28 protein-coding genes are annotated in these 21,707 nt (G+C 43.6%); 21 read left to right on the top strand and 7 right to left on the bottom strand.

All coding sequences use genetic code 11. The features are described from left to right. Positions 1–70 precede the first annotated feature (70 nt). Positions 71–880: an HAD family hydrolase gene (locus tag BKM01_RS00465; RefSeq protein ID WP_072361404.1), complete on the bottom strand. Its 810-nt coding sequence runs from the start codon at positions 878–880 to the stop codon at positions 71–73. 466 nt (positions 881–1,346) lie between these two features. Then, entirely contained in the window at positions 1,347–2,114 is a 768-nt protein-coding gene (locus BKM01_RS00460) for a thermonuclease family protein (RefSeq protein ID WP_072361407.1), read from the bottom strand. A gap of 82 nt (positions 2,115–2,196) precedes the next feature. Between BKM01_RS00460 and BKM01_RS00455 the strand changes: the two genes are divergently transcribed. The 12 genes from BKM01_RS00455 to BKM01_RS00400 all read left to right on the top strand — a co-directional run bounded on the left by BKM01_RS00455 (position 2,197) and on the right by BKM01_RS00400 (position 10,317). Then, positions 2,197–2,892 carry a matrixin family metalloprotease gene (locus tag BKM01_RS00455; RefSeq protein WP_072361644.1) on the top strand — a complete coding sequence of 232 codons (696 nt, stop codon included), beginning with the start codon at positions 2,197–2,199 and terminating at the stop codon, positions 2,890–2,892. A 26-nt stretch (positions 2,893–2,918) separates the two neighbouring features. Beyond that, the gene (locus BKM01_RS00450) at positions 2,919–3,239 is read left to right on the top strand and encodes a methylated-DNA--[protein]-cysteine S-methyltransferase (RefSeq protein WP_233125722.1); all 321 of its coding nucleotides are present in this window, start codon (positions 2,919–2,921) and stop codon (positions 3,237–3,239) included. Positions 3,240–3,325: 86 nt separating this feature from the next. Next, positions 3,326–3,709, top strand: coding sequence for a translation initiation factor IF-5A (locus tag BKM01_RS00445; protein ID WP_072361413.1), 384 nt, complete (start codon positions 3,326–3,328; stop codon positions 3,707–3,709). 8 nt (positions 3,710–3,717) lie between these two features. Further along, positions 3,718–4,587: an agmatinase gene (gene speB, locus BKM01_RS00440; protein WP_072361416.1), complete on the top strand. Its 870-nt coding sequence runs from the start codon at positions 3,718–3,720 to the stop codon at positions 4,585–4,587. Positions 4,588–4,627: 40 nt separating this feature from the next. Beyond that, entirely contained in the window at positions 4,628–5,281 is a 654-nt protein-coding gene (locus tag BKM01_RS00435; protein ID WP_072361419.1) for an HVO_0476 family zinc finger protein, read from the top strand. Continuing rightward, positions 5,248–5,898, top strand: coding sequence for a protein-L-isoaspartate O-methyltransferase (locus BKM01_RS00430; protein ID WP_072361421.1), 651 nt, complete (start codon positions 5,248–5,250; stop codon positions 5,896–5,898). The genes BKM01_RS00435 and BKM01_RS00430 overlap by 34 nt, the downstream gene beginning before the upstream one ends. 79 nt (positions 5,899–5,977) lie before the next feature. Beyond that, positions 5,978–6,991: a phosphate uptake regulator PhoU gene (locus tag BKM01_RS00425; RefSeq protein WP_072361424.1), complete on the top strand. Its 1,014-nt coding sequence runs from the start codon at positions 5,978–5,980 to the stop codon at positions 6,989–6,991. An 82-nt stretch (positions 6,992–7,073) separates the two neighbouring features. Then, positions 7,074–7,709, top strand: coding sequence for an Era-like GTP-binding protein (locus tag BKM01_RS00420; RefSeq protein ID WP_072361427.1), 636 nt, complete (start codon positions 7,074–7,076; stop codon positions 7,707–7,709). 6 nt (positions 7,710–7,715) lie between these two features. Further along, a complete protein-coding gene (locus BKM01_RS00415) occupies positions 7,716–8,075 on the top strand; it encodes a DUF2073 domain-containing protein (protein ID WP_072361430.1) in 360 nt (119 codons plus the stop codon). A gap of 14 nt (positions 8,076–8,089) precedes the next feature. Continuing rightward, complete coding sequence (locus BKM01_RS00410) at positions 8,090–8,599, top strand: hypothetical protein (protein WP_072361433.1); 510 nt, start codon at positions 8,090–8,092, stop codon at positions 8,597–8,599. Positions 8,600–8,604: 5 nt separating this feature from the next. Next, on the top strand, positions 8,605–9,207 hold the full coding sequence (gene hxlB / locus BKM01_RS00405) for a 6-phospho-3-hexuloisomerase (RefSeq protein WP_072361436.1): 603 nt from the start codon (positions 8,605–8,607) through the stop codon (positions 9,205–9,207). A 3-nt stretch (positions 9,208–9,210) separates the two neighbouring features. Next, a complete protein-coding gene (locus BKM01_RS00400; protein WP_072361439.1) occupies positions 9,211–10,317 on the top strand; it encodes a pyridoxal phosphate-dependent aminotransferase in 1,107 nt (368 codons plus the stop codon). Position 10,318: 1 nt separating this feature from the next. On the opposite strand, the gene BKM01_RS00395 is transcribed toward BKM01_RS00400, so the two are convergent. Continuing rightward, complete coding sequence (locus BKM01_RS00395) at positions 10,319–11,269, bottom strand: NOG1 family protein (RefSeq protein ID WP_072361443.1); 951 nt, start codon at positions 11,267–11,269, stop codon at positions 10,319–10,321. 117 nt (positions 11,270–11,386) lie between these two features. Between BKM01_RS00395 and BKM01_RS00390 the strand changes: the two genes are divergently transcribed. Continuing rightward, a complete protein-coding gene (locus BKM01_RS00390) occupies positions 11,387–12,262 on the top strand; it encodes a CBS domain-containing protein (RefSeq protein WP_072361448.1) in 876 nt (291 codons plus the stop codon). Between the two features lie 4 nt (positions 12,263–12,266). On the opposite strand, the gene BKM01_RS00385 is transcribed toward BKM01_RS00390, so the two are convergent. Further along, positions 12,267–12,560 (bottom strand): phosphoribosyl-ATP diphosphatase, encoded by a 294-nt coding sequence (locus tag BKM01_RS00385; protein ID WP_072361452.1) that lies wholly within the window; start codon positions 12,558–12,560, stop codon positions 12,267–12,269. A gap of 170 nt (positions 12,561–12,730) precedes the next feature. Between BKM01_RS00385 and BKM01_RS00380 the strand changes: the two genes are divergently transcribed. Beyond that, positions 12,731–13,120, top strand: coding sequence for a CBS domain-containing protein (locus tag BKM01_RS00380; protein ID WP_233125723.1), 390 nt, complete (start codon positions 12,731–12,733; stop codon positions 13,118–13,120). Positions 13,121–13,241: 121 nt separating this feature from the next. Here BKM01_RS00380 and BKM01_RS00375 read toward each other — a convergent pair whose 3' ends face one another. From BKM01_RS00375 to BKM01_RS00365, 3 genes are read right to left on the bottom strand one after another with little or no spacing between them, the layout of a single operon-like run. Next, positions 13,242–14,528, bottom strand: a complete 1,287-nt coding sequence (locus tag BKM01_RS00375) for a 3-isopropylmalate dehydratase large subunit (protein ID WP_233125724.1) — start codon at positions 14,526–14,528, stop codon at positions 13,242–13,244. A gap of 51 nt (positions 14,529–14,579) precedes the next feature. Continuing rightward, positions 14,580–15,215 (bottom strand): YkgJ family cysteine cluster protein, encoded by a 636-nt coding sequence (locus tag BKM01_RS00370; RefSeq protein WP_072361455.1) that lies wholly within the window; start codon positions 15,213–15,215, stop codon positions 14,580–14,582. A 7-nt stretch (positions 15,216–15,222) separates the two neighbouring features. After that, positions 15,223–16,632: a DHH family phosphoesterase gene (locus BKM01_RS00365; protein ID WP_084006338.1), complete on the bottom strand. Its 1,410-nt coding sequence runs from the start codon at positions 16,630–16,632 to the stop codon at positions 15,223–15,225. 188 nt (positions 16,633–16,820) lie between these two features. On the opposite strand from BKM01_RS00365, the gene BKM01_RS00360 reads away from it, so the two are divergent. The 7 genes from BKM01_RS00360 to BKM01_RS00330 all read left to right on the top strand — a co-directional run bounded on the left by BKM01_RS00360 (position 16,821) and on the right by BKM01_RS00330 (position 21,706). Further along, on the top strand, positions 16,821–18,287 hold the full coding sequence (locus tag BKM01_RS00360; protein WP_072361462.1) for a bifunctional ADP-dependent NAD(P)H-hydrate dehydratase/NAD(P)H-hydrate epimerase: 1,467 nt from the start codon (positions 16,821–16,823) through the stop codon (positions 18,285–18,287). 12 nt (positions 18,288–18,299) lie between these two features. Next, positions 18,300–18,485, top strand: coding sequence for a hypothetical protein (locus BKM01_RS00355; RefSeq protein WP_072361465.1), 186 nt, complete (start codon positions 18,300–18,302; stop codon positions 18,483–18,485). A 13-nt stretch (positions 18,486–18,498) separates the two neighbouring features. Next, complete coding sequence (moaC, locus tag BKM01_RS00350; protein ID WP_072361468.1) at positions 18,499–18,966, top strand: cyclic pyranopterin monophosphate synthase MoaC; 468 nt, start codon at positions 18,499–18,501, stop codon at positions 18,964–18,966. Positions 18,967–19,028: 62 nt separating this feature from the next. Next, on the top strand, positions 19,029–19,877 hold the full coding sequence (locus BKM01_RS00345) for a ribose-phosphate diphosphokinase (RefSeq protein WP_072361471.1): 849 nt from the start codon (positions 19,029–19,031) through the stop codon (positions 19,875–19,877). A gap of 27 nt (positions 19,878–19,904) precedes the next feature. Further along, positions 19,905–20,285: a hypothetical protein gene (locus BKM01_RS00340; RefSeq protein ID WP_072361475.1), complete on the top strand. Its 381-nt coding sequence runs from the start codon at positions 19,905–19,907 to the stop codon at positions 20,283–20,285. Between the two features lie 10 nt (positions 20,286–20,295). Beyond that, positions 20,296–20,928 carry an endonuclease III domain-containing protein gene (locus tag BKM01_RS00335; protein WP_084006339.1) on the top strand — a complete coding sequence of 211 codons (633 nt, stop codon included), beginning with the start codon at positions 20,296–20,298 and terminating at the stop codon, positions 20,926–20,928. Next, positions 20,915–21,706 carry a C15orf41 family protein gene (locus BKM01_RS00330; RefSeq protein ID WP_072361478.1) on the top strand — a complete coding sequence of 264 codons (792 nt, stop codon included), beginning with the start codon at positions 20,915–20,917 and terminating at the stop codon, positions 21,704–21,706. Before BKM01_RS00335 ends, BKM01_RS00330 begins: the two co-directional genes overlap by 14 nt. Position 21,707: the final 1 nt, after the last annotated feature.

The raw sequence follows: 21,707 nt of genomic DNA, 5'->3' as shown, positions 1-21,707 counted from the left end.
ATTGAACACTACATAAACGTAACGCATAATTATATCGCTGTTAACTTTTTAAAACCGGCTTCTGATAGTGTTAAGATGAAATAGCCTCATCTGCAAACCTGACAACCTCGGAAATATTGCCAACCACAACATCAGCAGATTCCTGCAATCTTGAAGGACGGGAATCACCCTGTTGAACTGTAAGAATTCCTATATCAGCGGACCTTAATGCCAGCATATCGTTCATTCCGTCCCCCACCATAATTACTTTATCGTATTGTTTTTTGAGATCCTTAACTATTCTTTCCTTGTCAAATGTTGAGGCAATATCAAAAACCCCATCAATAGGAACACCTATGCAACGGGAAAGCCTGCTAAGGTTTTTCATGCTATCTCCTGAGGCAATATAAAGACCCGCTCCCCTCTGATGAAGAGCTTGCAAAGTATCCTTGCTTTCAGGATAAAGGCGGCCCCCTGTACTAACCACATAGGTTACTGATTGCTCAACAACATCTACTATAAACCCACACGCCAGGTAAAAGATATTGGGACAGCGAGTCTTTACCCTGCAAAATACCTCCTGGACATCTCCGAGCACCACATCGCTTTGCTGGACGATTTTTGAGATTTCAGAGGGAGATACCTCACCATTGGAACAACTCACATCCAGCTCTACGTGTTCTTTTTCCATGAAATCCGAAAGTAACCGGCGGGGTTGTGACTCCAGTATCATCTCCATATCAGCATGGAGCACTACAAGTGCCCTGCCTTTGCGACCTGCCACCAGCATCGTGCTTTCTATATCTTCCAGCATCATCCCATTGGACATATCCCTGGCAACACGATACATATGCAACAATGTTCCCGCACTGTCAAAGACCACTGCCAGTTTGTTTTCCATACTTGATAAAGCGAGAGAAGCCGATTAATATTTTTCGTCCGATTGCCTAATAGTTGTGTGACTTATAGGAGTAAAGAGACTGGATTAATCTAAATGATAGTACTAGTTCATTTGATAAAGTCATACCCACAAATTTAATAAGTAATAATAGTCATATTTTTTATTTACAATGTTACGAAAGCCATCTATTAACAAATTGTCAACTGTAGCACTGGTTATACTGGCAATAAATACAATATTATATTATTTAGTTATCTACTTCCATCCAACTCCGGGAGATTATAACTCATACTTAATGCTTCCTGGCTACATAATAGGCAGTATTTTCGCCATTTTGCTGTTATATGCGATAATCGCTATTGCTATTTCGGTTTTTAAAAAAATATCAAGTAAAATAGTGACGATGCTACATTAACAATAGTGAACCAATTGTGCAAAAAGGGAGCTGACAAAGGCCCCCTTAATTTCATCTCACAATTTCAATCTGTGAAACTCCGCTTATCTCAATCTCAGGTGTGCCCTTGTAATCCTTGATCTTACCTGTCACTAGCACATCCTTACCCTCATAGTAAGTATCAGGAGATTGAGGAAAGTTTGACCAGCTATCCTGCCATATAATTACAGTGAAGTAACCTTTGTAAGGATCATGGAAATTCAGATAGATTATGCCATCCTCCTCAATTTTAGCTGTTGATACCACCCTACCTTCAACCGTTTTCACCTCACCTATATGGTTACCTGCTTCCAGATAAGAAATAACTGCAGTATTGTTATTTTTCGAATAGGACCAGATTTCTGATTTCTCAGCTCTTGCATGTTGCTGGGCTTCAGCAAAAATATGCTGATACTTCGTGTCGGGCTCATATACTTTGGACAGAGCCAGTCCTTCTTCCACAAGCTCCCTGTTTACCAGTTCACCGTCTAGCCAGACATATCTCAAGAGACGGCCATAAGTATCCCGGTTACTGCTGTCCCCTTCCAGCAAAACCTGCTTACCTTCGATCCGGGTGGACAAATAATCTTTTGCCTCGTTATAATAGGGTTCATCTACCTCCGGAGTATCTATCCCGATTAGTCTCACTTTCTCCCCGGAATCCGTCACGAAAGTATCCCCATCTATCACGCTGGCAACCGTTGTGGTCGAATTCACGATCTGGTTTTCATCCGAAGAAAGACATCCACACGAAATAAGTATGAGAAGAGCAACACCCATGATTAATGACTTTTTAAACATAGGAAGAAAATAATTCTACTACTATTAAAATATAATTGCATTCCGGGCAATCTTTATTTTTGATGGAGGATTATTGATTGGTATGAAAAAACCGGCTAGAAAAATCCTTTTCGTACTACTTGCCGTCATGATATTTTTCACCAGCACGTCCCTTGCAGATATTGAAAAAATATCAGACAGACCCTGGGACCACAGCCCCATAACAGTATATATAGATGATAAGGATACGCCTGAACACTACAGCCCCACCTACAGAGAACAGGTAGAAATTGCCCTGAAATACTGGGAAAAAGGTGGAAACGGGGCCCTCAGTTACCAGCCGGTTTTCAAAATCATCGATGATCCTGACGCGGACATAAATGTTCGCTGGGTGGAAAATCTTGAAAAGGTCGAAGGAGCCGGTGAAGGAGTAGCTGGATACTGTAGACCCACCATTGTCGGGAACAAATACCTGCATGCTGAAATAGTGCTTGAAGCAGGAAATTACCAGGGTTTTTCCTGGGTACAATATGGTGATGCAAATATGCAGGAGGTGTCCAAACACGAAATAGGACATGCCCTGGGACTGGGACATAGCACAGACAGGGGAGATATCATGTATCCCAGCTACGAACAACGTGACAACATCAATCCCCTCCTCTTGAAATCCACTTTCCCCTACCTGATAGGTGCGATCATATTAATCGTAACCATAATCGGATACCACGGGATTGGCTGGAGGAAGATGCGCAAGCAACGCAAACAAATCGAGAAGGAGGTTTTTGAAGGCAAAAAATAAATATGCAACAGCTGTGTTGCGACATTATGAAATATCTCTCAGGAGAGTATGTGGATTTCCTGAAATATGACCCGGACCTTACACATCTTACAAAGTTCCAGCGGGAAGTCCTGGAAGCCACCCGAAAGATTCCCTACGGACAAACACGCACCTACGGCCAACTGGCAAAAGATATTGGAAAAATCAAAGCAAGTCGGGCAGTCGGCCGGGCGCTTAACAAAAATCCCTACCCCCTGGTAATACCCTGCCACAGGGTAGTTGCTAAAAATAGTATAGGTGGCTATGCAGGTGGCACAGAATTAAAGAAAAAATTACTGGAAATGGAAAAAAGCCATTTATTACGATGAATCAGTTCGTTAAGTTGATATAAGGGAACCGAAAATTATACCCCTGACTATCAAATGTTCATAATTTATCAAAGGAGTATAATCACATGAAACAACAGGTTGAAGTAAAGGAACTCAAGGAAGGTAAATACGTAATTATCGATGACGAACCATGCATTATCAAGGGCCTGTCAAAATCCAAACCCGGAAAACACGGTTCTGCTAAAGCAAGGATTGACGCAGTTGGTATCTTCGATGGACAAAAACGCTCAATCGTAAGCTCCGTTTCCTCAAAGACCTTTGTGCCTATTGTCGAAAGGAAAAGTGCACAGGTACTTTCCGTCTCAGGAGACATCGCCCAGCTCATGGACATGGAAGACTACTCTACCTTCGAAATGAAGATCCCTGATGAATACAAGGACAGGGTGAACGAAGGAGGAGACATTTCATACATAACCGCCATGGGTAAAATGAAGATAGACCTACGTTAAATAATGAAATGTTCTACCAGCCCCTTATGATGGACGCCCTGTGGGATTACGGGGCTGCAAAATATGTTATATTCGGAGTCCCTTTTGACGGGACTTCCTCTTACAGGCCAGGAAGTCGCAGGGCTCCGGATGCTATGAGACAGGCGTCTGAAAATTTTGAAAGTTACAATCCTTTTTTTGGCATAGACCTTGCATCTATTCCGATCCATGATGCAGGCAACCTTGAAGTTTATTCTTCTGTTGATGAAACCCTCAGGGACCTTTACTATGATACCAGGGACATAGTAAAAAATGAAAAGATTCCCATTATGATAGGAGGGGAACACTCCCTTACTCTTTCCACCGTTAAAGCATGTGCAAAAGACGATGACGACATTGGAGTGATCGCACTGGATGCTCATTTTGACCTGCGGGAAGAGTTTGGCGGAGTGAAAAATAACCATGCGTGCGTCAGCCGGCATATCTTAGAAGAGGCCACCGACAGGTATGTATCCATTGGAACAAGGAGCGGACCCCGGGAGGAATGGGATTTTGCACAAGATAATCACATATCCTATTACACACCGGAAAAAGTGAAAGATTACTCTGCCAAAAAAATTGCTACAAAGGTTATGAAAGAAATAGGGACCTCACAATTCTACCTATCTCTGGATATGGACTGTCTGGACCCTGCTTATGCCCCTGCAACAGGTACTCCTGAGCCCTTTGGTCTTGATCCCTGGCAGGTAAGGGACCTTATACATGCTTTTGCCCCACACACAGTTGGTTTTGATATTATGGAAATTGCTCCGGACTATGACAGTGGACAGACAGCACTGCTCGGTACAAAACTACTGAGGGAATTCATAGCCGCACATGCAGCCGGCAATATCCAATAAGCATCAATTAGATATATATCCTCAAACCTAACTGGCGATTATGAGTGAAGAGATCGAGACCACATGCCCTGCATGCTCACCACAGGAATTCGTGTGGCACGACATACTGAAGGATGGACAGAACATGCTTGTCCGGTGTCAGGTTTGCGGTGATGTACATCCCACAGAGATCGAGACAGAGAAGACCATCGCCGTAAGATTAGTAATCAGTCGAGGGGATGAATCATTCAAGACAAATGCACTTTTTGAAGAGACACAGGTCATCACAACAAACGAAGAATTGGTTGTGGAGGACCAGAACGGTGAAGATGTATACCCCATACAGATCACCTCCATCGAAACATCTACAAAACGTGAAGAATACGCAAAGATTGCAGATGTTGAAACCATCTGGGCACGTGCTATTGATGAAGTCGATGTCAAAATATCAGTACAATCCATAGGAAATACCAATCCCCATACAAAAAGAGTATCCGGAGAAGAAATTTATGAAGTCGGCCTGGAATACGAAGCTGGGGGAGAGCGCTTCAGGATCACAAGAATAAAGATACGTGGAGGAAAATTCAGGTTTAAAAGGGGAGACAAAGTAGAGGCCAAATATATAAAAAGAATCTTCGGCAGGGTGGCCTATAAGAAAGGCTGGGGAGGGGGCAGGACCGCTTGGAGTATGAAGAGAAACGTAAGGAACTGGTAAACCAGATCAAAGAAGAAGGAATCGGAAAACAGGTGCTTGAAGCTATGGGTAAAGTTCCCAGGCACCTTTTTGTTACCAAAAATCTTAAAGACTCTGCATATATTGATTCTCCCTTACCTATAGGGAACAGGCAAACGATTTCAGCACCTCATATGGTAGCCATAATGTGTGATGTCCTGAAAATAGAAGAGGGCATGAAGATTCTTGAGATCGGAACCGGTTCCGGTTATAATGCTGCTGTTATGGCCGAAATGGTAGGCAAAGAAGGACACATATACAGCATTGAAAGAATCCCTTTTTTAAAACAATTTGCCGAAAGTAACCTTAAAAGGGCGGGTTACACCAATGTTACTGTCATCGAATCCGACGGCACCCTCGGTTATCCCCCACAGGCTCCATATGAACGTATGTGCGTAACCTCCGCAGCTCCATCTATCCCTCAACCTCTCAAAGAGCAACTTTCAGCGGGCGGAATTATGGTGATACCGGTTGGCAAATACATGCAAAACCTGATTCTTGTCCACAAAATTGGTGATGGAACCTTCAGTGAGGAAAACCTCGGCGGCGTTATTTTTGTACCCCTTATTGGAAAATACGGGTACAGAGAAGCTATTTAATGAAAATTATATACGATGGACATATATACAAGGAATCCATCTATATACGCATATATAGTGATGACGAATTAATCGAGGGATGGATATAGAAACAAGAAAAGTACAGCAAACCGGAGGTTCTACATACATTATTTCCCTCCCAAAACCCTGGGCACAGAGAATGGGAGTTGAAGCAGGCTCCAGAGTATCCGTCAGAAACCAGCCCGATGGATCCCTTAATATAGCCACTCTGGACACCACAACAAAACCCAAAAAACGTAAGATGGAAATCACCAATTACAAGGGAGAAGGGCTGATACGTAACATAATTGCCGCCTATGTTGCCGGTTATGACCTTATCGAACTTGTATCCCCAAGAATACTTGCCGAACAGAAAAAAATAATACGAGAGGTCTGCCACAAATTAATCGGCCCTGAAATCATCGAGGAAACATCCAAAGGTGTCCTCATACAGGATCTACTCAACCCTGAAGAAGTTTCCATTAAAAAAAGTATCCGCAGAATGTACCTGATTTCCACTTCAATGCACAAGGACGCCATACAGTCTCTCAAGACCGGTGAAAAAGACCTTGCACTTGATGTGATGCTCAGGGATGATGAAGTGGACAGATTGTTTTTACTTATCTCAAAACAGTTCCGCTCTCTGTTCAGAGGAACACGGCTTGCCGATACTACAGAGACATCTATTGATGAATATCATGATTTCCGACTTGTTGCAAGTTCCCTGGAAAGGATTGCAGACCATGCCCACAGAATCGCAGGAGTTACCAGAAAACTGCAAGGACCTGTTCCCGAAGAAATAATGGAGCCTATCGAAAAGGCGAGCGAGGAGGCACGCAACACTGTTGAAAAGGCAATTGATGCCCTCTATGGTTGTGATGTGAAACTGGCGAATAAAACCATTGAGAACATACAGCACATAAAAACCGATGTTGACAAACTCAATGCATCCTTTATGAAGCTAAAAGATGTAGGGACTGTAGTCGGACTGGGAACTGTGGCCGATAGTATAGAGAGGACAGCAGAATACGGCACTAATATCGCTGAGACTGCTATAAATATGGCCATCGCTACTACAGAGGAAAGTGCCTGAATTGAAAAACAGACGCTTATTTATATAATGATAATATCAGAAATCAAGAGGACAATTCCCACATCATAAATGGAGGAAATAGATGGGAGTAATAAGATCATTAAAAAGAAACTTCACAGGTCTCCTGAAGAAACTGCTCAATAAAAAAAGTGCAAGGATTGGCATTTATGGACCCCCAAATGCAGGAAAGACCACCCTTGCAAATCGCATACTACGTGACTGGACAGGAGATGCCATGGGTTCAGTATCCAATGTTGCGCATGAGACACGCCGTGCCAGGAGAAGAGAAGGAGTAACAATCAAAGGCAATGGTAATTCATTATCACTTGATATCATAGATACTCCCGGTCTTGCCACAAAGATAGATTTCCATGAATTCATGGAGCAGGGGATGAGTGAAGCAGAATCTAAACGCAGAGCAAAGGAAGCCACTGAAGGGGTTATTGAAGCGGTCAAATGGCTGGAAAACCTTGACGGTATAATCCTTGTAATGGATGCAACCGAAGACCCGTTTACCCAGGTAAATGTCACAGTCATCGGAAATATGGAAGCTCGTGGCCTTCCGCTCTTAATCGCTGCCAACAAGATCGATCGTGAAGATTCATCACCTTCAACAATAAGGGAAGCATTCCCCCAGCATCCACTCGTTGCCATATCTGCCCTTGAAGGAAAGAACATTGATACTCTTTATGAGGAAATTGCAAAGAGATTTGGGTGATTTGAAATGCAGGGTATTCAAATGGATTTACTTTCAGAGGATCGTCTTGCAAGGATGAGCCCTGTGGAAAAGGTTCGTTTCATCATTGATGAAGTCAAAAACGGCAAAATCCTTGTACTGGAAAGAGGACTCAGTCCTGAGGAAGAAGCCAACCTTATCGAGATGACAATGACACAAATAGCACCTGATGAATTCTCAGGTATAGAAATGGAGACATATCCAGCCCACGAAACCAAGTCTTTTCTGGGAAAACTTTTCAACAAAGGCCCAAAAGGCAGACTGACCCTTATTGGTCCGGCCGATCAGCTCAAGACCCTCAAGAAAGACAGGGATATGATTACAGCATTGGTATCCTCAAACAAATAAGTGTTGTTTAACCTATGGAATCCATAGAAAGAGACATTAAGGAAAATACCAGCAACCAGTCCCTTTCGTCTTATGAAATGGGAAGAGACGACGTCAATGTCATTTGTACCTATGGAAAAATATCGGTGTGGTTTGGCAGGCAGACTCCTGAAGTCGTGGTTGGGAGAATCCTTATTTCGATTTCCCGGATTGATAAATCCGCTGTCCATGAAGTGGAGATTGTTTGTCCTTTTGAGAAAATAACAGAATATGAAAGCCATGGATATGTATTGGTATCCTATGCTAAATGTGAAGGTGGTTACAGGGCTACATTCCACATACCCTTCTATAACAAAAAGGCCCTTTTCTTTTTTGCAGAACACATAGTCAGAAAATTGCAGCAGAGAGATGTAAAAATAGATATATACTGGAACGGGGATGATTCAGACATCACCCGATTAACTGAACATCTCGAAGAAATTGATGACTGGAAAGTAAAAAACATAAATTACAAGGATAACAATAAAGAAAAACAGGAGAAATAAAGAGAATGAATACCTGTAATGAATGTGAACACCTCACATTATCCATGGAATTAATGGCCGATCAAATAAAGAACATAGCACAGAGGCTCGACAGGAAGAGTATCAAGAAAACCATTGAGTACATAATGGGTGCAGATTCCATTTTTATAATGGGAGCAGGGAGATCCGGTCTTGTTGGAAAAGCTTTTGCTATGCGCCTTATGCACCTGGGATTTACAAGTTATGTTGTAGGAGAATCTACAACCCCTGCAGTACACAAAAACGATGTAGTTATTGCCATTTCCGGATCAGGAGAAACACGCTCAGTATCAGACCTGGGAAGAATTGCAAAGGATATCGGAGCAACCCTGATAACAGTAACCTCAAACAAGGATTCCACACTTGGCCATATATCAGATGCAACCCTGGAAATACATGGACGCAGCAAGGAAGACGCGGGCGGCTATCTTGAAAGACACATGAGAGGAGAATATTCCCACCTCACACCCCTGGGAACTTCCTTTGAAATTTCTTCCCTTGTCTTCCTTGATGCCCTTGTTGCAGAATTGATCTTTATCACAGGTGCATCAGAAGCGGATCTTAAATCGCGCCACGCCAAACTGGAGTGAAACATGTTTGCCGGGAAATTCTCACAGAGAGTACAGGACATTGATATATCCGGCATCCGTAAGATATTCGAAGCGGCCGGGTCAGATGCCATCAATCTTGGATTGGGCCAGCCGGATTTTGACACACCCGAACATGTAAAAAAGGGTGCTATAGATGCCATAAATGAAGGATTTACAGGGTATACCCTGGGGCCCGGCATCATAGAACTCAGGGAAGCACTGTGCAAAAAATTCCAGGAAGAAAATGCAATTGCCACTACACCGGATGACATAATAGTAACATCCGGTGCCTCAGAGGCCCTGGAAATTGCACTTGCATCACTGGTAAACCCGGGTGATGAGGTTCTTCTTGCAAATCCGGGTTTCGTATCATACTCATCTCTTGCAGGAATCATGGGAGGAAAAGGAATCGGTGTGCCTCTATCCGATGACCTGAGAATGCAACCTGAAGACGTGATGGAAAAGATCACGTCAAAAACCAAAGCTTTTATCGTGAATTCTCCTTCCAATCCCACAGGGGCCGTCCAGACTAAAAAGGATATGAAAGGATTTGCCGAGATTGCAGATGACTATGACCTTACACTGATTTCTGATGAGGTCTATGAGCATTTTATCTATGAAGGAGAACATGTCAGCCCCGCCCAATATTCTGACAATGTAATTACCGTGAATGCAACATCAAAGACCTATTCGATGACCGGCTGGAGACTGGGGTACGTAACTGCTTCTTCAGAATATATCCAGCAAATGTTAAAAGTTCATCAATATGTACAGGCGTGTGCATGTTCCATTTCCCAGAGGGCTGCCCTTGCTGCCATTCAGGGACCACTTGACCCGGTTGTGCATATGCGCGAAGAATTTAAAAAACGCAGGGATGTGCTCATAGAAGGGCTCAATGGGATGGGTATCAAATGCCACAAGCCCGCAGGTGCATTTTATGCATTCCCCGAGGTCGAACCTGAATATGCCCAGCAACTTATCGCAAATGGAGTAGTGGTCGTGCCGGGTGAAGCATTTGGTGAAGGTGGAGCAGGACATATGCGCATATCATACGCCACCTCCATGCAAAACATAAAAAAAGCAATGAAAATTATGGAAGAAATACTTTAAATTATTCTTCCAGGCGCTCGAGTAACAACGAAAGCGCCTCATCTATTCCTTCACCGGAGAGAGTGGACATTTCAATATCCACTTTAAACGTGTTGTTTTCACAAAGGTCCAGTTTGTTTGCAGCGACCAGCACAGGCAATCCAAAATTATCCCGTACATCATCAAGCAATTTTACCTGTTGGGACATTTCATAGCCACAGGTTTCGCTGGGATCAAGGATGAAAATTACCACTGCATCAAGATATTTCAGAGCAGTGATAGCCTGCATCTCCACTTCGTTGCGATCCGACATAGGGCGATCGAGCAGACCAGGAGTATCGATCACCTGATAACGGTTATATCCTCGCATAAAGTGACCGATCGTAACACCCTTGGTTGTAAAGGGATATGAAGCAACCTCTGGTCTTGCATCGGTGACAGCAGCCACAAAACTCGACTTACCCACATTGGGATAACCCGCCACAACTATTGTGGGTTCTTCCCTCACATCCGGAAGCTTGCGAAGCTTGTTGCGGGCTTCATTCAGATACAAAAGATCTTTCTTGATGGATGAAATAACGGAAGCCATCCGGCCAAAAGCTTCTCTTCGCACCTGTGGTGATGAAGGGGCACCCCTCATTTTCTGGACATATTCCCTGGAGAGATCATGGATCTTATAAGATGCCCAGTCAAGCCGGGATAAAGATTGCCTCATTCTGTCGACATCTACAAGAATCTGGGCTATTTCATAATAAAAAGGTGGTATGGTTTCAAAGCTGGGGAACCTCCTCACAATGTTGGAGAGATTATCTGTCAGGATGTTACCTGCAGTAAGTACCATTGATTCATCTGCTTTCAGAGCAGCTTCCCTACCTCCTCTCTCCTTACCTGCATTTGCACGACTGGCCCGCCTGAAAGCCTTGTCCACAAGTTCATCTTCTGTAGGTACTGTACTAATCTTCTCAAATATCATGATACGATTACCTTCCGATTGCGACAAACACAAGTAAGATATATAGTCTTTATTCTGCAAAAACACTATTTATAAATACAGCTTTTGATTATTTCTTGTTATAAAACGGTGGTCATCATGGAACTTACTCCAATTCAGAAAGAAATACTAATTGCATTGATAAATTTACAGCGCCAGAAAGATTCGGCCGTTAAAGGGGAAGAGATCGCCGATCTGATCGACCGCAATCCAGGGACAGTCCGAAACCAGATGCAGTCCCTGAAAATGCTGGGACTTGTAGAAGGAGTCCCCGGTCCAAAGGGAGGATACCGTGCAACGGGTACCGCCTATGAAGCCCTTTGCGTCACATCCATGGAACACGAGGCAATTGTGCCCATCTATCGTAACGGGGAACTTGTACAGGGAGCTACAGCTGCTGAGATTATATTCACAACAGTCAGGCATCCCGACCTTTGCAATGGCAGGATTAAAGTAATAGGCAATGTCCGCAGTTTCCTCGAAGGAGACCAGGTGCAGGTAGGGCCGACACCTGTAAACAGGCTGACAGTTCGTGGGGAAATCGTAGGCAGGGATGATACCGAAAATTCCCTTCTATTCTCAATAAACGAAATGGTTTCGCTACCCAAAAAATCCGTCAAACATTACATAACTCACCAGCCAATTTATGTGAGTGTCAATTCAACAATTCAGGAAGCTGCCAGAATACTGGTAAGCAACAATATACACGGTGCCCCCGTGGAAGATAACGGCAAGATGACCGGGATTGTGACATTCACAGATATAGGAGAAGCTCTTGCGAGCGGAAAAATGACCCTCAAAGTTAAAGATATTATGACAAAGGACCTTATCACCATTAACGGGAATTCTTCCCTCAGTGATGCAGTCCAGATGTTCAACAAGCACGATATCGGAAGACTTGTGGTGACACTCAACGACGAGCCGGCAGGACTGTTATCAAAAACCGATGTACTGCACGAACTTGCTGTTTACTAAAATATCAATGACGTCTGCCTTTCATCTCAGCAGATATCTCATCCAGGGTAATATTGTTGGCTGAAAGCATAACCAGCATGTGGAAAAACAAATCGCAGGATTCCTCAATAATCCTGTCTTTCTGTCCATTTTTTGCGGCAAGGATTACTTCTGTGGATTCTTCACCTATCTTTTCCAGAATCTTATCCATCCCTTTATTGTGCTTCAAAAGAGAGCATACATAAGAACCCTCAACTGCGTTTTCTTTGCGATCTTCTATAACATCATATACATCTTCTAAAATTGAAATTGAACTCATTGGTAATCACTCCCTGAAGAAAGGAATACAGGTTTTCCAAAGGATATATGATATTATATGATTTTCCCTTCTTCAATGGCCAATGCCTATATATGCCTGCAAAAAATAAATTAAATGAGGAAGAGGTAAATGATACCTTTCCAAGGAGTCATAAAATGATAGGGGAAAATATGCAGGTAAAAGATGCAATGAGCAGAGGAGTGGTTACAGTGCCAATGGATGCAACCGCAGCAGAGGTAGCAGAAACAATGGCAAATCGTGATGTTTCTGCTGTTGTAGCAGTTGACGAAAATGGTGAAACCTTTGGATTTGTTTCCGAAATGGATATTCTCTCCAGGCTCGGAGACAAAAACTGGGAAATTGCCTCAATAGAAGATTTGATGGCATCATCTGTTGAAACCGTAAGTCCTGGTATGAAACTAAAGGATGCGGCAAAACAGATGGCTGAAAAGCACATACATCGTCTGATAGTAATGTCAGAGGATCAAGTCGGTGCGTCATACAGGCCAATCGGGATACTGAGCCCGGTAGACGTAATAAAATATCTTGTCCAAAAATAAATAGGATGACGTTGGAAGAAAAACCAATATGACGGGATACCTTTAAGCTTTTCAGCCAACGTCTTGTCATCCAATTAACATTGATAAATATATTTTTTGTGGTCTCCCGTCTACTGCTTACTTATATTTTTCTTGGATCTGTAATTTCACCTGTCAGTGCAGCAGCTGCAGCTGTCGCAGGAGAGCCCAGATAAACAAAGGATTCAGCACTTCCTTCCCTGCCACGGAAGTTCCTGTTAGAGGTTGCCAGGCCAACTTCACCGTCACCCAGAAGGCCGAACGAGCCACCCATACACGGTCCACAACATGCAGATTCCACAATTGCACCGGCTTCCATGAACTGTTCTATATATCCGGCCCTGAGGGCTTTCATGTATTCAGTCCTTGAAGCAGGTATAATCAGCAGCCTGACGCCATCTGCAACGGGTTCATCACCCATCATATTGGCAACAATTTCAAGGTCTTCGAACCTGCCGTTGGTACAGGAGCCCACAAATACCTGATCCACTTTTGTTCCTTCTACTTCTGAAACAGGTTTTACATTGTCAACATTATGAGGACACGCAAGCTGTGGTTCCAGGTTCGATACATCGTAGTGACGGACATCCAGATAGTCTGCACCGTCATCGGAAGCCCAGTAGGGATCAAGTTTATATCCGGGAATCCTTTCCTGCAGGTATTTTTCGGTAACCTCATCCGGTTCAATGATGCCTGCCTTTCCTCCCATTTCTATGGCCATATTGGACATGGTCATCCTTTCAGAGATAGAAAGGGAACGTACTGTCGAGCCTGCATATTCTGCAGCCATGTATCTTGCACCTTCAACACCCACATCCCCTATCAGGTGAAGGATGAGATCCTTGGAATAAACCCTCTCGGGCAGTTTTCCTTCAACTTCAAAGCGAATGGTCTGGGGAACACGGAACCAGAGTTTGCCAGAAGCAAGTACCGCTGCCATATCCGTAGAGCCCACGCCGGTGGAAAAAGCCCCCAGTGAACCATAGGCACATGTATGTGAATCGGAACCTACTACAAGGTCACCTGGTTTCACATGTCCCTTTTCTGGCACCACCTGATGACATACCCCTTCATAAACATCATAATTGAGAATATTCTGTTCCTGTGCAAACTCACGCAGCATAATGTGATTCTTTGCTGCATGGAGAGAATCAGCCGGGACCTGATGATCAAACAGGATTACAATCTTGCTGGGGTCCCACACTTTTTTCTCTTCCTTGCCTTCCATGATTTCATAGAAACCATCAACAGCCAGTGGACCGGTGATGTCATGGGTCATTGCAAGGTCAATATTTGCAAGGACAAAGTCCCCGGCTTTGACTTCCTTGCCCGAGGCGCGGGAAAATATCTTTTCTGAAATGGTCATTGGATGAGAGTCATTGGCAGACATGATAATCAGCAAAAATAATGTGTGATATAATAAATAAACCAATCGATAGAATCATTTGTCATCGAGTATCAATTTGCCCCTGCTATCATGTAAAATCAACTTATAATCAGAAGCAGGTTGGGAAGCCAGAAATAATGGACCCTCTTTAAAATGCCTGTATGTCATAATGGTATCCCGAAGTTCAATAATATAACGTTGTAACACTTCATTTGCAAGCCTGCGTGCATGATAAAGCGGTAAAATCCCGCCCTCGCCCTTGCATTCAGAAATTTCCAGCTTGCCTTCTGCGATATAGAAAGGATAGGTTCTGCAGAGAAGGGGCCTGAATGGATATATGGTACATCCGCCCTCCCCCAGGAAGACACACTCTCCGTTTGTTTTCCTTTTAAGCCTCCAGCCGAATGTATGCACATTACCTTCAGTATCTGCCAGAAACATATCCTCTTCTGCTACCGTCGGTTCAATAGCATTTATATTGCCGCTTTTTTTCAAATTATCAATATCAAAATAGGTTAGGAGTACACTATTGTCTCCTGTGGAAAACTTGCAGCATCTGCCACATCCACTGCATCTGAAACCGGTATGGACTATTTCCACGGCAAGATCATGAAGAGATATGGAAATAGAGTCCATTACCTGCTTTTCCAAATCCTTTAAAATAAGTGAACGATATTCTTTTTCCTTCATTTAGATCTTATTCATCTACTTCCTCTACCCCGACGGCCTTGAGGAATTTCTTAACGACTGCCTCATCCACAAGTTTCAATAAAGTCTGACGGTCCTTTATGCCACTGAAAACACCCAGAGCTATCTGTGCACCTGCAGATGTGGAATGGCCACCGGCAAAACCCTCACCAAAGGCCTTTTTCAGTATGGCACCCAGATTGACACGGATGTCATTGCTGCGTCCTGAGACATAGATAACTTCATCACTTACACCAAAAACTATTGTGGTAAATATACCCTCAAGATTGAGTAAGTAATCGGCTGCCTGGGGAAGGGCATCCCTGTCCCGGATGTTTCCCACATTGGATAATAGATAGCTACCAACAACCTGCCGGTTCTTGATAGCCTGACCCAGTACATCGAGGGTTTCGATGGACATTGACGGCCTTTCAAGCTGATCCAGAACTTCATGGTCGGCCATCGGATAAAGGAAAGAAGCTGCTGAAAGGTCATTGGGATCGGTGTTGCGCTTAAAATCCAGCGTATCGGTACGAATTCCATACAGTAGAGCTGTGGCTATTTCACTGCTGATTTCTATATTCAATTCCTGCAGGTACTTGGTCATTATAGTAGCCGAAGCCCCCACATTGGGGCGAACATCAATAAAATCAGCATCTATTTCAGCATCACCCACAGGATGGTGATCTATTACCACACCAATATGTGTTCCTTCTGGAAGCATATTGTTTGACCCTGGCACCGCACAATCGACAAGAGCAATCTCATCGAATTCAGATATATCCCGACCTTCCATATGCTCAAGATTGATACCCAGCAGGTTTACAAATGCCTTGTTCTCCTGATGGCCTATTTCACCATTATAGAGAATCGTGGGATGCAGACCATAATTTTCGGCCATGAGTTTAAGGGCCAGGGCACCTGCTATAGCATCGGGGTCAGGGTTGTCATGAACCACTACAGCAAGGCTTTTGCCAGTATTTTTGCTGAACCACTGGGAAAGCTGGTTACCAATTCGCACAGATTCAGCACGTTCAAGAGATCTTGAAAGGGATTTTGATACTATCCGGGATGGCATGAACACAAAATCCGCACCAATTTCTTCCATTTCCTGCAGATTAATTACATCTGATGCCCTTGCAACACAGTATAAAGAAGGACGGAAATGTTTTTTCACATTCCTGAGAGCCTGTTTATTGGCCTCGTTGTCTGAACTGACAATCAATACACCGGAGAGTTTTTTGGTCTGAAGGCCACGTAGAGTTTCAATCTCCGAAATATCACCCACTATCGCCTCATAGGCTTCCTCACGCAGGGTTTCAACTTTTTGTGGGTCTTTATCTACTATGATAAGGTCTTTTCCTAATTCCCTCAATGACTTTGCTGTGGCAAAACCAATACTCCCACTTCCGAGTATCAGATAGGTAGGCTTAAAACGTGTCCTTTCGGGTTCATTTTCTTTTGGTGCGGTGGGAATGAGAATATACCTCCCTTTAGAAGATGAAATATCCCTAACTATTAAGACATTTTCGTTTCAAAATGGTGAATAAAAGGTAAAACAGCAGAAATTTCATTAACTCAGAAGAACAATAAAGAACAGGGGAAAGAATGCAATCAATTACACCTGACAGAATGAAAGCCATAGATACAAACTGCACACATCTGGGATTGAAAGGAATACAGCTTATGGAAAATGCAGGAGCTGCGATTGCACGTAAGGTGTTATCCCTGGATGTTCACAACAATGTATTGATTGTGGCAGGAAGGGGAAATAATGGCGGCGATGCATTTGTTGCCGCCCGCCATCTAAGTTATTATGGTAATATTGGAGTAAGGGTAATCCTGGCGGGGAAAGCAACCGGCATAAGAACAAATGACGCATTGGAAAATTTCAATTTATTGAAACATTGTGGTATAAATGACCTGACTGAAATTACGGATTCCACACAATCCGATGTTTTCCAATGGTTCAAAGAAGCGGATGTCATTGTAGATGGCCTGCTTGGCACGGGAATCCGGGGACATATCAGGGAACCTGAAGCTACATTGATAGATGCCATAAATACCGGTAACTCCTATGTGGTTGCAGTAGACACGCCCTCAGGTCTCGATCCTGCTACTGGGGAGGGTGAGAATACTGTCATGGCAGATACAACCCTTACATTTCACAGAATGAAAACCGGACTCGAAAACCAGGGCGAATTTACAGGAGATGTCGAAATCATCAATATCGGCATTTGCAGGGACGCAGAAGACACTGTAAACAGAGGGGACCTGGAACCTCTGCTCAAAAGACATATTGATTCACATAAAGGACAGTCAGGCAGGGTACTTATCATTGGAGGAGGGCGATACTACGGAGCACCAGCCCTTTCAGCAATGGCCGCCCTGCGCACTGGTGCAGACATCGTTACCATTGCCTCCCCGGCAAATGTGTCGGATACAATTGCCTCATTTTCCCCCAACCTAATTGTCAGGAAATTATCCTCTGACATTCTGCATACAAACGATATTGAAATCCTAAAAGACCTTATTCATGCACACGATGTGGTGGTTATCGGGATGGGGCTGGGTAACGAAGAAGCAATACGCCAGGCAGTAAACCAGATCCTTCCCCTATGCAACAAAGTTGTTGTGGACGCAGATGCCCTCAATAAATTACAACTGCCCCCTCCAGAAAATTGTGAAATGATACTTACACCCCATTCCGGGGAATTAGCCAGGCTCACAGAAAAGGAAGTTGAAAAAGAACTGCCTGCAAGAGCCAAAATGTTACAGGATTTTTCCCGGGAAAATAAAATTATAACCGCCCTTAAGGGAAAAACCGATATAATTTCTGATGGCAGATACATAAGACAAAACTATAGCGGAAATGCAGGTATGTCCGTTGGCGGCACAGGAGATGTGCTTGCAGGAATCGTGGGCGCCCTGTTCTGTCGCACGGATGCGTTTAATGCAGCTTGCTGCGGGGCATTTGTAAATGGAGAGGCAGGAGATGTTGCTTTTGCAAAAAAGGGGTATGGATTACTGGCAACAGATGTGATCGAACATATTACAGACATTATGAAACAATGAAAGGTGAATTAAATGACGCACACAAAAGACAGGAATATTGTAGTGGATATTGAAAGGAACAGGCTTCGAGTTATAATCAGCCACGGAGAAGATGAAGAAATCATCAAATTAAGTATTGGTGAAGCCCGGAAACTCCACAAAGCTCTCGGGGAAAAACTTGAGGATTATGAGCAGCGCCAGAATCTCAGAATAGATTAAATGAGGCGAATGCGTGGGAGAATTCACTCACATCAAAGATGGCCATGTCCATATGGTCGACGTTTCCGAAAAAAGTCAAGTGAAACGCACTGCTCTTGCCCGGGGCAGTATATTCCTTTGTAAAGAAACTATTGGAGAAATACAAAAGGGAGATGTCGAAAAGGGCAATGTACTGGCCACCGCCCGCATTGCAGCCATAATGGCTGTCAAAAAGACTCCGGAGCTCATTCCTATGTGTCACCAGATCCCAATAACCGGTATTGACATGGATTTTGAGATATGCAAAGACAGGATTACTGTTGACCTATCCGTCAAATCCAGGGGACAGACCGGCGTGGAAATGGAAGCAATTACAGGCGTAAGCTGTGCCCTCCTTGCAATATGGGACATGGTCAAAGCACTTGAGAAGGATGAAACCGGAAACTATCCCCATACCCGGATTACTGATATTGAGGTAATCCATAAAGAGAAAGAAAGCTGATACCCAATTCTTATAAGTAACCAATACATTCATAGCCATTATCAAAAAAGCGAGGGAATGATGTGAAAATAATAGCCGGACCAGCTTCCCAATTGCTTGCCTCTAAAGTGGCACAGCAACTCAATACGCCTCCCACAATATGCGACTATAAAAGATTCCCTGACGGGGAACTGTATACCCGCATCAAGGATGACAGCATCGATGATGTTACTATAATACAGAGTACACCTACAGATAGCGATTATGTAGCCCTGCTACAATTAATAGATGCTTGTGAAGAAGCACCAACCATCAACGTTGTAATACCCTATATGGGATATGCCAGACAGGACAAAGTCTTCAACCGGGGAGAACCGGTCAGTGCACGTGCAATTGCCAGAACCATTAATACTGACAGGGTTTTCACGGTAAACATACATGAGAGAAGCATACTTGAGCATTTCAATGCCGATTCCTTTGACCTTGACGCTTCACACTTAATCGGGAATCATATACGTTCCCTGAACCTGACAGATCCACTCATAATATCCCCGGATGCCGGTGCCCTCGAACTTGCAAAAAGTGCATCTGCAGATATAGGCATTCCCTACGAACAACTTGAAAAAACAAGGCATAGCGGAGAAAGTGTAACGATTGCTGAAAAAGAGATTGATGTGAGCGGAAGGGACCTGATACTGCTGGACGACATGATCGCAACCGGTGGTACCATGGCAGAATCCATCCTTATGCTTAAAGAACAGGGTGCAGCAGACATATATGTTGCCTGTATACACCCGGTACTTGCACGCAATGCTGTGGTGCGTCTTTACAATGCTGGCGTCAAGGAGATAATATCCACTGATACCCTTGAAAAACCACAGAGCATTATATCGGTAGCCCCCCTGATAGCCGATACCCTTAAAAGCCTCTAATATTCACCTATATGAGGAGTGTAATGTATGTCTTTGCCGGAAATCTGTCCCATTGATGGGACACAGGTGTGCAAGAAAAGAAAGTGTCACCTCTACCATGTGGATTGGCGCACCGGTGATGAAAACTGTTCCGTTGGGTATAATCAGACCACAAAAATGAGAAAGAGTTCCGAATCTGTAGTGGATGAATATGCTCAACGTGTGAAGGAAAAACTCAGGGACAGGACAGAACCACCGGTAGATTCCAGAGAACCCACTGAGGAAATCCCACAACCAGAGAGCAATAAGGCTCCCACAAAAGAAAAAACCAGAGAGACATCCACAGAAAGAAAGAGGAAAAGTATAGACAAAGCAATGGAACTTGACCTTCCAGATGATTATGAAGAAGAGTTCTGGTCCGACAGATAAAGCAGATAATATGCACGCAGAGATGCTGCAATCTATCTATGACACACTCATCAGGGAATTTGGTTCACAGCAGTGGTGGCCTGCTGAGACCCCTTTTGAAGTTATCGTTGGAGCAATGCTTACACAGCAGACAAAATGGACTAATGTGGAAAAAGCTATCGATAACCTCAAACAGAAAAATATGCTTGAGGCCGGCAAACTGGCAGAGATGGATCTGCAGGAACTTGAAGAGGATGTCAGATGTACCGGATTTTACAGACAAAAAGCCATCAGATTAAAAGGAATATCAAACTTTTTTTATCATCACGGTGAAGAAGTACTTTTCTCACTTCCAGCAGAAAAACTACGCAGGCGTTTACTTGAATTAAAGGGTATCGGACCTGAAACCGCAGATAGCATCCTGTTATATGCTGCCGGAAAACCCTGTTTTGTAATTGATGCATATACAACCAGAATAATGCGGTGTATAGGAATTGAGGGCAATTATCACCAGCTGCAGGAAATATTTGAAAAAAATATTTCAAAAGATGTAGAAATATATAAGGAATACCACGCTCTGATAGTAGAGTATGCTAAAAGGTACTGTGTGACCAGGCAGTGCGACAAATGTCTCCTGAAGGGGAACAAGGATGGACAAAACTGAATACAATGAGATACACCGAAGCGTCACGGATGCTTCAGATTTCGAAAAACTGGCCCTGGATTACTGCCAGCCCGTAGGCGTAGTCGCTTCCATCCTGCACCAGAAGATTATCGATCACGTCAAGAAAAAACATTATATAATCCAGAATAAAAGTGCTTTACTGCTCAAAAAATGGAAAGGCGGAAGCAGTATAATTCAACTTTCAGAGGAATACAAATTCCCCCCTACACTTATAGCCACAACACTGCTAAAAGAGATGGGGATGTCCAAAAAATACGTATTCAACCATCTGGATGAGATAGAAGACAACCGGCTGGCAGCTGAAATAAAGGAAGCCCTTGAAACAGATCTCTATTTTTCACCTGAAGCCCACTCTTTTCAGGCCAGGAAAGGAATATTAGGGGAAATGATTGTAGCCAGGTGGCTTGAATACAGAAATATCGAATATCTAACCGAAGAAGAATTGAGAAAGCAAAGTGCAGAAAAGACACCTGATTTTTTCCTTCCTGATCCTGTTAAGATCCAGGGACAGCAGGTAAACTGGATCGAAAGCAAAGCCGTATTTGGTAACGAAACCGATCATCAGACCTATATCAAAAAGCAGTTTTCCCGCTATGAAGAATTATACGGCAGTGGAATGGTTATCTACTGGTACGGTTACGTGGACGGAATCAGCCTGGAAGGCCATATAATAAGTGACTACAGGATAGATGATGAGTTTGATCCAGACATCCTGCGGGATATAGTAGAATTACTCAATCTCGCACCTGACTGGTAAA

Origin of the sequence: Methanohalophilus portucalensis (assembly GCF_002761295.1) — an archaeon.
In the GTDB taxonomy this organism is placed as follows: Archaea; Halobacteriota; Methanosarcinia; order Methanosarcinales; family Methanosarcinaceae; genus Methanohalophilus; species Methanohalophilus portucalensis.
Note: the sequence above shows the minus strand (reverse complement) of the source record. Positions and strands in the feature narration are given on the sequence as shown.